This is a genomic window from Cellulomonas jepli (assembly GCF_047229345.1).
GTDB lineage: Bacteria > Actinomycetota > Actinomycetes > Actinomycetales > Cellulomonadaceae > Cellulomonas_A.
In genome coordinates, this window is sequence record NZ_JBFTER010000173.1 from 1 (window position 1) to 4,636 (window position 4,636).

The 4,636-nt window shown below is 73.7% G+C and carries 5 protein-coding genes; 4 read left to right on the plus strand and 1 reads right to left on the minus strand.

Annotated features, from left to right (window positions below; translation table 11 throughout):
- The 4 genes from AB6N24_RS22630 to AB6N24_RS22645 all read left to right on the plus strand — a co-directional run.
- Positions 1-1,701, plus strand: a 1,701-nt coding sequence (locus AB6N24_RS22630) for a DNA translocase FtsK (RefSeq protein WP_412871610.1), incomplete at its 5' end; no start/stop codon positions are given.
- A 92-nt stretch (positions 1,702-1,793) separates the two neighbouring features.
- Complete coding sequence (gene pgsA / locus AB6N24_RS22635; protein WP_412871611.1) at positions 1,794-2,387, plus strand: CDP-diacylglycerol--glycerol-3-phosphate 3-phosphatidyltransferase; 594 nt, start codon at positions 1,794-1,796, stop codon at positions 2,385-2,387.
- A gap of 16 nt (positions 2,388-2,403) precedes the next feature.
- Entirely contained in the window at positions 2,404-2,925 is a 522-nt protein-coding gene (locus AB6N24_RS22640; RefSeq protein ID WP_412871612.1) for a CinA family protein, read from the plus strand.
- Positions 2,926-3,161: 236 nt separating this feature from the next.
- Positions 3,162-3,503 carry a helix-turn-helix domain-containing protein gene (locus tag AB6N24_RS22645; RefSeq protein ID WP_412871613.1) on the plus strand — a complete coding sequence of 114 codons (342 nt, stop codon included), beginning with the start codon at positions 3,162-3,164 and terminating at the stop codon, positions 3,501-3,503.
- Between the two features lie 246 nt (positions 3,504-3,749).
- Here the strand turns inward: AB6N24_RS22645 and AB6N24_RS22650 are convergent, their stop codons facing one another.
- Positions 3,750-4,544, minus strand: a complete 795-nt coding sequence (locus AB6N24_RS22650) for an Fpg/Nei family DNA glycosylase (RefSeq protein WP_412871614.1) — start codon at positions 4,542-4,544, stop codon at positions 3,750-3,752.
- Between the last annotated feature and the right edge of the window lie 92 nt (positions 4,545-4,636).

Sequence of the window (4,636 nt, forward strand, 5' to 3'; positions counted from 1 at the left end):
GCCGGCACCCCCGCCGCGGCCGCCCGCCGCCCGCTCGCCCCGCCGCCCACGGCCCCGGTGCCGCGCGGCGAGCAGCCGATGCTCGAGGGCGACGTGCTCTACACGCTCCCCTCGGAGGAGGTGCTCGCGAAGGGCGCCCCGCACAAGGTCCGCTCCGCCGCGAACGACCGCGTCGTCGAGGCGCTCACGACCGTGCTCGACCAGTTCGAGATCGACGCGCAGGTCACCGGCTTCACCCGCGGGCCGACCGTCACGCGCTACGAGGTCGAGCTCGGCCCCGCGGTCAAGGTCGAGCGCGTCACGGCCCTCTCGAAGAACATCGCCTACGCCGTCGCCAGCGCCGACGTGCGCATCCTGTCGCCGATCCCGGGGAAGTCCGCGATCGGCATCGAGATCCCGAACACCGACCGCGAGACGGTGTCGCTCGGCGACGTGCTGCGCTCGAGCGCGGCGCGCCGCAGCGAGCACCCGATGGTCATCGGCGTCGGCAAGGACGTCGAGGGCGGCTACGTCGTGGCCAACCTCGCGAAGATGCCGCACCTCCTCGTCGCCGGCGCGACCGGCGCGGGCAAGTCGAGCTTCGTGAACTCGATGATCGTCTCGGTCCTCATGCGCTCGACGCCGGACGAGGTCCGCATGGTGCTCGTCGACCCGAAGCGGGTCGAGCTCACGATCTACGAGGGCATCCCGCACCTCATCACGCCGATCATCACGAACCCCAAGAAGGCCGCCGAGGCGCTCGAGTGGGTCGTGCGCGAGATGGAGGCGCGCTACGACGACCTCGCGATGTTCGGGTTCAAGCACGTCGACGACTTCAACACCGCGGTGCGCGCCGGCAAGGTCAAGCCGCTGCCGGGCTCCGAGCGCAAGATCGCGACGTACCCGTACCTGCTCGTCATCGTCGACGAGCTCGCCGACCTCATGATGGTCGCCCCGCGCGACGTCGAGGCGTCCATCCAGCGCATCACCCAGCTCGCGCGTGCCGCCGGCATCCACCTGGTCCTCGCGACGCAGCGACCGAGCGTCGACGTCGTGACCGGGCTCATCAAGGCGAACGTGCCGTCGCGGCTGGCGTTCGCGACGTCGTCGCTCACCGACTCGCGCGTCGTGCTCGACCAGCCCGGCGCCGAGAAGCTCATCGGGCAGGGTGACGCGCTGTTCCTGCCCATGGGCGCCGCGAAGCCGATGCGCACGCAGGGCGCCTGGGTCTCCGAGAGCGAGATCCACGCGGTCGTCGAGCACGTCAAGCAGCAGCTCAAGCCGAGCTACCGCGAGGACGTCGCCGTCACGGTGGCCAAGAAGCAGGTCGACGAGGACATCGGCGACGACCTCGACCTGCTGCTGCAGGCGGCCGAGCTCGTCGTGACGACGCAGTTCGGCTCGACGTCGATGCTCCAGCGCAAGCTGCGCGTCGGCTTCGCGAAGGCCGGGCGGCTCATGGACCTGCTCGAGTCGCGCGAGATCGTCGGGCCGTCCGAGGGCTCGAAGGCCCGGGAGGTCCTCGTCCAGCCGGACGACCTGCCCGGGACCCTCGCGATGCTGCGCGGCGACCACGGCGAGCCGGCGGCGTCCGGGCCCGACGAGGACCGGTACGCGTCCTCCGACGGTGCGATGCCGGGGGACCCGCCCGTGGCCACGGACTACCACGACGACGCCGACGAGGAGCCCGACCCCGGACGACTCGGCTTCGGCACGCGGTGACGCCCGTGCGCGGCCGGGCGACGGGCGCGACCGGGCGCCGGCCTGGGACCCTCGGGGCGCAGGGCGCCCCGACGCACCCGTAGGCTGTCGACGTGGTCGCAGCCGTCCCCTCCCGAATGAACGTCGCGAATGCGCTGACCGTCCTGCGGATCGTGCTCGTGCCGTTCTTCGCCCTCGCGCTCCTGGCCGACGGCGGTCACACGGTGCGCTGGCGGCTCGTCGCGACGGGCATCTTCGTCCTCGCGGCGGTCACGGACCGGTTCGACGGGCACATCGCCCGCCGCTCGAACTCCGTGACGGACCTCGGCAAGATCCTCGACCCCATCGCGGACAAGCTGCTCATCGGGACGGCCTTCGTCCTGCTGTCCTACCTCGGGGACCTGCCCTGGTGGGTCACCGTCGTCGTCCTGGCGCGCGAGCTCACGATCACGGTCATGCGACTGTTCCTGCTGCGGTACCTCGTGCTCCCCGCGTCGCGCGGCGGCAAGGCGAAGACCGTGCTGCAGTCCGTCGCGATCGGCCTCTACCTCCTGCCGCTCGACCACCTGCCGGACGCCGTCGAGGTCGTCGCGGCCGTCGTCATGGCGGCCGCCGTCGTGGTCACGCTCGCGACCGGGGTCGACTACGTGCGCACCGCGCTGCGGGTGCGGCGCGCCGAGCACCGGCCGCCGGCGACCGCGCACTGACCGGGCCCCGTCGCGCATGATCGACTCGCAATACGGCGCCGCCCCGGGCGTCGGGCCACGTCCCGCGCGGGTCGCGGAACGGCTGCTCGCGGGGCTCGCGCTGCGGGGATGGACCGTCGCGGTCGCCGAGTCGCTCACCGGGGGGCTCGTCGTCGCCGAGCTTGTCGCCGTGCCCGGAGCCTCCCAGGTCGTCCGCGGGGGAGTGGTGGCGTACGCGACGGACCTCAAGGCGTCGCTCCTGGGCGTCGACCGCCGGCTGCTCGAGGTCCGCGGCGCGGTCGACCCGGACGTCGCGTACGCGATGGCCGAGGGCGTCCGGGCGTGCATGGGTGCCGACGTCGGCCTCGCGACGACGGGGGTCGCCGGTCCGGACCCGCAGGACGGCCAGTCGCCGGGCACGGTGTTCGTCTCGGTCGTCGGCCCGGCCGGTGCGCACGTGCGCGCGCTCGTGCTGCCCGGGGACCGGACACGGGTCCGTGAGGGGGCGCGCGACGCCGTGCTCGCGCTCGCGCGTGATCTTGTCGCTCCCATGGGGTGAATGTCGTGTGCAGGCGCTGCGCCGGGGGGAACACCCGGGTCACCATGGGCGTTGGGATGGTCGTGATGAACACCAGACCGGCGGCTCGACCCGGGACCGCGCGCACGAGCGGCGCGAGGTACGGTGGAAGTGTCCCCGCGAGGGGACGTACGGGCGTCACGGTGGGGGTCGGGACCAGGTCCTCGCTCCCGACGCCCGCACAGGGTGAGGATCGAGACGCGAGAGGGGGACGCCAGATGGTCGTACTGCGCCGCGAGATCGGCGATGTGCTGCGGGATGCCCGACAGCGGCAGGGTCGCACCCTGCGTGAGGTGTCCTCCGCGGCTCGGGTGTCCCTCGGGTACCTGAGCGAGGTGGAACGGGGTCAGAAGGAGGCGTCGTCGGAGCTGCTGGGCAGCATCTGCGACGCGCTCGACGTCCCCCTGTCGCTCGTGCTCCGTGAGGTGAGCGACCGTGTCGCCGTGGCCGAGGGTCTGCTGATCCCGGACACCGTGCCTGCGGACCTGACTGCGTCGTTCGGCGGACCCGCCGACGGTGGTTGGGCCCGATCCCGTTCGGAGCTCGCTCCGATCGGCTGAGACCTGACGTCCGGCCCGGGGAGCCCCTCGGAGCCGGCTGAGACGACGGACCCGTGGTCGCGTGCCGCTGCGCGACCGCGGGTTTCGTGCGTCCGGGGCCCCACCGCTCCGCGCGTGCCCGCGCACGCCCGCATGCACGGGACCGTCGGCCACGTACGTGCCGCGGCGCGTCCACCGGGGTGCTCGCGCGTCACGCGTGGGCGGCACCTTCCGCGCCCGGTGCCTTCCCACGCCCGGTGCCCCGGCTCAGGGGTGCTGGCAGCGCGGGCAGTAGAAGACCGGGCGCTCCATCGGGGGCTTGCGCGCCTGCCCCTTCTCGATCGGCGTCCCGCAGCGTCGGCACGGCTGCCCCGCGCGGCCGTGGACGCGGCTCGTCGCCCGGAAGCCCTGCTCGCCGGTCGCGGTCGGGATCCGGGCCTCGACCGAGCGCAGCATCATGGCGCGCGCGACCCCGAGCAGCCGCTCGGGGTCCGGCACCTCGTCCGCCGGCGTCCACGGCCAGAGCCCGACCGCGAACAGCGGCTCGGCCATGTAGATCGTGCCCATCCCCGCGACGACCCGCTGGTCCAGCATGACGTCGCAGACGGGCTCCGACCCGCGCTCACCCCAGCGCCGCAGCCCCTCCACGAGCCCGACGGTCGGGAAGTCGGGCGCGAGGATGTCCGGGCCCAGGTGGCCGACGAGCGTGTGCTCCTCGCTCGTCGGCACCACGTCGAGCATCCCGAGGCGTTCGCCCACGGTCGTCCACAGCTCGTTCCCGAGCACCGCGCGGACCCAGGTGCCGGAGGCCCGGGCGTCCGGGGTCCCGCTGCGCGCGATGCGCCACGACCCCTCCATGCGCAGGTGCGTGTGCAGGGTCCGGCCGTCGTCGAAGCGCGTGAGCAGGTGCTTGCCGTAGGACACGTTCTCGAGCACCGTGCGGCCGACGAGGTCGACGGTGGCTGCCGTCGGCCAGCGGAGCTCGGCACGCACGAGCACGCGCCCGGCGAGCGCGAGGTCCATGCGTGTCGCGGTGCGTCGCAGGATGTCACCCTCGGGCACGGCCCACCCCCCGACCGGCCCCGGGCCGCTGCCCGCTCACGCCTGGCCGCGCAGCCGCAGGCCGCGAGGGGTCGGCGCGAAGCCCGCGGCGG

Coding starts and splice junctions, on each gene's coding strand:
- AB6N24_RS22640 (WP_412871612.1), top strand. CDS start 2,404: ATGATCGACTCGCAATACGGCGCCGCCCCGGGCGTCGGGCCACGTCCC.
- AB6N24_RS22645 (WP_412871613.1), top strand. CDS start 3,162: ATGGTCGTACTGCGCCGCGAGATCGGCGATGTGCTGCGGGATGCCCGA.